Below are 4,648 nucleotides of genomic sequence, written 5' to 3' on the forward strand. Positions count from 1 at the left end.
AGTGCGCTGCGGCTTCCACGAGGATTCGGCGCGAGAACCGCGACGTACAGATCCGGAATCGCCAATGCATGCGCGACGATTTCGCGGATGTCCGCCTACGCCTTGCCGCAGCGCATTTATTCATTGAGGTCACAAGATCGCGGTGCGATTGATCCGGCCTTCGGTCACATCAAGGCCGGCGCAAGTTCGATTCGTCAATGTAAAAGTGACAGGAAGTCAGGCCATCTCAGAAAGCTTACTGTGCGCGATCCTTTACATAGTAGGACACCGGCGCATCAATAATCTCAAGAGCTTTGCCAGTCACCATTCCATCTGCAGAAGCCTCATCTGGACTGAGAACCTTTCTGTTATTTTCACTGTAAATCATTGAATTTATTTCCTTCTCGTTCAGTTTGGTGCACCTGCTGTAGACATCCGAAAGCATTTGCTTGGCGGTATCCAAATCTTCCGTGGCAACATTTAGCTGATCCGGCTGAAACCTGTTGCTCAGGTTTATGCTTGGTGGATGCAGAATAAAGCGCGCCCCAGGAAATGAGAGGCGGTCCTGAGCGCCGCAAAAAATCATCGTAGCAGACGACATCACCGTGCCTAAATTAACTGTTATTACCGGTACCCCCGAACTCTGGATGGCGCGGTAGGTAACATACCCCGCATCCATATCTCCACCACGACTGTGGATATATAGATAAATCGATTTTAGCCTCGGGTATTTCGCGTTCAATTCGTCCAGCGCCGCTATCAAGTCATTCGCCTTTTGAATTGTAACGGGCCCCGTATAAAATATCTTGCTGGTCAATACGTCGTATCTTCTATCCGCTTCTGGGATAATTTTTGAGAGATAAGCATGGGCCGGTGCCCAGTAAAGGAGAGATAGCAGCAACGTGCCACGAATAAGAATTTCACAAAAAACTTTCATGCCTTCCTCTTATTAAAGCAAACACGGATTAGTTAGTCCATCGGCGATGTCGGAGCAGACAGACTGATCCTACAAACGATAGACATCGACACACCGAGGGTAGACTGATCATGGCGAGGGAAACTTGCCGCTTGGGGGCTCACTCCGCGACCTCATTCATGATGAGCAAGGGCCACCTTGGATATCTCCAAGCCACGACACCGATTCGTTGGCTCGAAGCTGGCCAAAACCCTTTTTTGCAATTCCGCGGCGGTGGCGCCGATGACACCTTCACGAACCGAGATCAAAAAAAACGTTGGTGGTTGCGGAAGGTAGCGGTAGAGAAAAGATCGCCTTTCAAAATAGCCTGCCCGAGGGCGATCACACTCACGCGGTTGGGGTTGGCCGCTGCTTCTTGCAGCTGATCAAGGGGAGTTCGTCGTATAAAAGCCGCCGTTCCTGCAACGCACAATTCACTCTCTACTGCTGCGTCAAAAGTCCGGGGCAGATTTGATGAAACCGGAATCGAATTGAGATCGTACAGGTATCTGAAGTTCCTAAGCCAACGTCCGAAAGCAGGTGCTGCGAGCGAATATGCATGGCTAGCAGATTGCCCGACCACAATCATGCGAAGCAATCCGACAAATGATGGTTTGCTGGCCGTGCCGGTGCCCGTGTTGCATCCTTCCACCGCACGGTATGGCTCAGTAATCTCGCGAACAAATGCCGCGGGTCCTACGGATGCGATATTTGCGCCGTGTGTGGTGGCCCAGCGCGCGGCCTCAGTTCGGTTGGTGGCGATCCATGTTGGCGGGTAAGGACCTTGACGAGGCATTAATGCCAAAGGGACATTGTCTAGCGGAAAATGGTGGCCTCGGTAGAAAAGGGTGCCGCCCTTCATCGCCGCCATCAGAATCTCGCTAGCTTCCAGATAGCGTTCTGGCACGTCGTCCGCATCTATCCCGAAGTGGCCAAGCTTTATGGGGAGCGAGCCGCGCCCTATGCCCATCTCGACACTACCGCCGCTCAAGTGGTCAAGCATGCATATCTCCTCGAATGCACGTAGCGGGTGATGGAGGCTAAGCAGTGACCAACGGGCCACGACGAAATTCCCTTGTGCGCTGTGCGGAGCTCGACAAGAACAGATTCGGCGACGGCCCCCTTGCGGCGTAAAATGATGCACCGCCAGATGGTAAGCGTAAAAGCCGAGCCGATCACAGGCTTCAGCCAGCCTGAGGCGGTCCGCGTATTGTTGCGCAATGGCGCAGCCGTCATCGTTTGTTCTGTGCCAGGCGGCGTACATTCACTTTTGCCGCAAACGCTAAGCGCGAAGTGTGACCACAGGCGGAGAGCGCACAATCGGTGAGTCTAACCATAGGTTCATCCTTGTATATGTGTAGCGTGATTGCGATGCAAGCAGTTACCGTGCCAAATAAAACCCCCGCCGGATAACACCATCACCCTTCACCGACGTTGTTTCATTCCCGACATTGTCCAACCTCTGACAATGTCGTTCGCTGGCCAGCTAGTCGGACGCTTCCATACGGATGCCCACCGAATGGCCCAGGCCCTCATCAGTTGGTCCCCAGCACCACCACGCGCTCAAGCTTTCGCCGACCAAAGGTTTCGTCGAAGAGAGCAGTCACCTCAACCGGTGAGGCGTGTTCTCAGCATTCGGCATGGTGCTGCTGTAGAACGGAAGGCTGGGGAGTTGCGCAGGCACACGACCAAAACAACCGGACAAGACTACGGTCAGCGATCTGCTTAAGCACAGATCTTGCAAGCACGCACTGTGAGCGCGACGAGCCACATCTGCCAGATCGCGCTGCTTCGTTTGCATAACTAACTTGGTGAAAGGAAGATCTATTATGGACCAGCTCTATAGAGTGGACGGAATTGCCGGTCATCAGGGCGTTCCTGGCGCGCCGATCATCCACTTTTCTCTGCTCGTCAATCCGCCCTCGGGAAACGTCTCGGGCATCGTCGAGGTTACTCAGACGACGAATCCACCGTTGGACGTCGAGGTCAAGGCGACCGGCGCCCTTTACCAACTGGGCAACGATCCTGTGAACGTTGTTTCGCTAACGGGCACCTATCAGTACACGCTTCCGCCGCCGGCCATCGGAACGATCTTGGAGACGTTCACCGCGCTGATGTTGGTCGATGACAAGTGGAATGGGCACGGCGATTTCAAGTGGGGCATGCATGGCGTTATCAATGTCCCGGTGAAGTCGGCGCCATAGCGCTGCAAGAAGCGCATATATGATGTCGATATCCCAGGTCACATGATCCGGTGAGATCGACACTTTCATGGGTGCTCGCGCCTATCCCGGCGGATAGCTACGAGCGGTTTACTGAACGTCTACATTTGCAGGCCGAAAGGTGGTTCATGCTGACATAGGCACCGTGCGAAATAGCTTAATGTCCTTGCTGACGCGCTTCTTTTCCGGCATGCGAGCGAACGCCGCATAGAGGCGTTCGCCAATCGCGCGATCAGGAGCCAGTTCACGAGCTTCGGCGAAGCCGCGAGTCACACTCTCAGTGGCCAACGTTCCGAATTGCGCTTTCGGGTTTTCATCGTCTATGGAAATCATCTATATCACTAAAATAGTGCCAATGTTTCGGCACCACGGAGCGTATGGCTAGCGAAACTGGAGAGGCGGTACGCGGGACTTCTTCGAAGGCGAGGTGCGCTTTCTCTGCGATCCGGTGATAGATTCGATGGAGCTCTATGGCAACTGCCGCTCGAAGGAGGAGTTGGCACGGTTGTGATGTTACGGTGCGCGCCAGCCCGAGTCAGGCGATGCCGATGCCGCCTATCACGGTCCTGAGATCGCCCCTCCAGCCGCGGCGAATCTGGCGGCACTCACGCGCGCGAATCTCGGCAAAGGCGGCTTGCTTCTCTGGCACAAGTGGGAAAAGGCGCATCTCGCGAATCACATCGTTGCGCAGCTACTGACTTCGCTGGTATGAACTCGTGTGGCGCGCGGTACATTGGAAGCGCACATGCACCGACGTTTCATAGTTATCGACTACGACACTCGACGTTACCCGTTTGCGGCGATTCTGTCGCGCGACGTGTTTCGTGTGACGCACCTCGACCGACTCCACGAGGTTGTCCGCGGCAGAACGGGCCGTACGCTGAGGTACCACGACAACTTGGTGCAGCGAAGCTTGATGCAGCGCATCGAGGATGAGGCGCCGTTCTATCGGATCTACCACGCATGGATTGCCCAAATGCTCGCGCCGCCCTATAGGGAAAGAATTCGCTACTCGGCGCATCCAAAAATGCGTGTCCATCTCGCTGGCACGGGCAGCGTGAGCGCCTTTCATCGCGATATCGACATTACGCACCGCACCGAACAAATCAATTGCTTTCTGCCTTTCACCGACGTCTATGACGGTTGCACCTTGCATATCGAAACCAATTATGGAAGCGGCGACTTTCAGCCCGTCAATCTATGCTACGGCCAAGCGCTCATTTGGGATGGCGGCATGCTGGCGCACGGTAGCCGGTGCAATGGCACAGCAACGACGCGCGTGAGCTGCGATTTCCGCTTTCATCCCACGCAGCCTGACACGGTGCCGCGCCCGTGGTCAGACGTGCTCGCTGACCGCCCCGCCGTTTGAGCGAGATGCCGTAAACGGACGCCGCTTTCTACGGGAGAAGTCGTCTCAATGGGAAGTCTATGGTCACCTCCGCTTTTGCAGTCTCGATTTTTGATAGCGTGGTTGCCTTGCGTAAATCGTCGG

General features: G+C 55.0%; 5 protein-coding genes. 2 read left to right on the forward strand and 3 right to left on the reverse strand.

The genetic code is table 11. The features are described 5' to 3' along the window. Positions 1–235: 235 nt before the first annotated feature. Entirely contained in the window at positions 236–916 is a 681-nt protein-coding gene (locus BMI01S_RS38470; RefSeq protein ID WP_028232986.1) for an ATP-dependent Clp protease proteolytic subunit, read from the reverse strand. A 283-nt stretch (positions 917–1,199) separates the two neighbouring features. Further along, positions 1,200–2,198: an LLM class flavin-dependent oxidoreductase gene (locus tag BMI01S_RS40160; protein WP_081723650.1), complete on the reverse strand. Its 999-nt coding sequence runs from the start codon at positions 2,196–2,198 to the stop codon at positions 1,200–1,202. 565 nt (positions 2,199–2,763) lie between these two features. Between BMI01S_RS40160 and BMI01S_RS36010 the strand changes: the two genes are divergently transcribed. Then, a complete protein-coding gene (locus BMI01S_RS36010; RefSeq protein ID WP_042292805.1) occupies positions 2,764–3,138 on the forward strand; it encodes a DUF1842 domain-containing protein in 375 nt (124 codons plus the stop codon). A 144-nt stretch (positions 3,139–3,282) separates the two neighbouring features. Here BMI01S_RS36010 and BMI01S_RS36015 read toward each other — a convergent pair whose 3' ends face one another. Continuing rightward, positions 3,283–3,489, reverse strand: coding sequence for a hypothetical protein (locus BMI01S_RS36015; protein ID WP_028215511.1), 207 nt, complete (start codon positions 3,487–3,489; stop codon positions 3,283–3,285). A 412-nt stretch (positions 3,490–3,901) separates the two neighbouring features. On the opposite strand from BMI01S_RS36015, the gene BMI01S_RS36020 reads away from it, so the two are divergent. Then, entirely contained in the window at positions 3,902–4,525 is a 624-nt protein-coding gene (locus tag BMI01S_RS36020) for a hypothetical protein (RefSeq protein ID WP_028232989.1), read from the forward strand. Positions 4,526–4,648 lie beyond the last annotated feature (123 nt).

It is taken from the genome of Paraburkholderia mimosarum LMG 23256 = NBRC 106338, from assembly GCF_000739815.1.
GTDB lineage: Bacteria > Pseudomonadota > Gammaproteobacteria > Burkholderiales > Burkholderiaceae > Paraburkholderia > Paraburkholderia mimosarum.

Excerpts from the sequence above, each read along its gene's own strand:
- BMI01S_RS36020 (WP_028232989.1), top strand. The coding sequence starts at position 3,902 with ATGCACCGACGTTTCATAGTTATCGACTACGACACTCGACGTTACCCG.
- BMI01S_RS36015 (WP_028215511.1), bottom strand. The coding sequence starts at position 3,489 with ATGATTTCCATAGACGATGAAAACCCGAAAGCGCAATTCGGAACGTTG.
- BMI01S_RS38470 (WP_028232986.1), bottom strand. The coding sequence starts at position 916 with ATGAAAGTTTTTTGTGAAATTCTTATTCGTGGCACGTTGCTGCTATCT.
- BMI01S_RS36010 (WP_042292805.1), top strand. The coding sequence starts at position 2,764 with ATGGACCAGCTCTATAGAGTGGACGGAATTGCCGGTCATCAGGGCGTT.
- BMI01S_RS40160 (WP_081723650.1), bottom strand. The coding sequence starts at position 2,198 with ATGTACGCCGCCTGGCACAGAACAAACGATGACGGCTGCGCCATTGCG.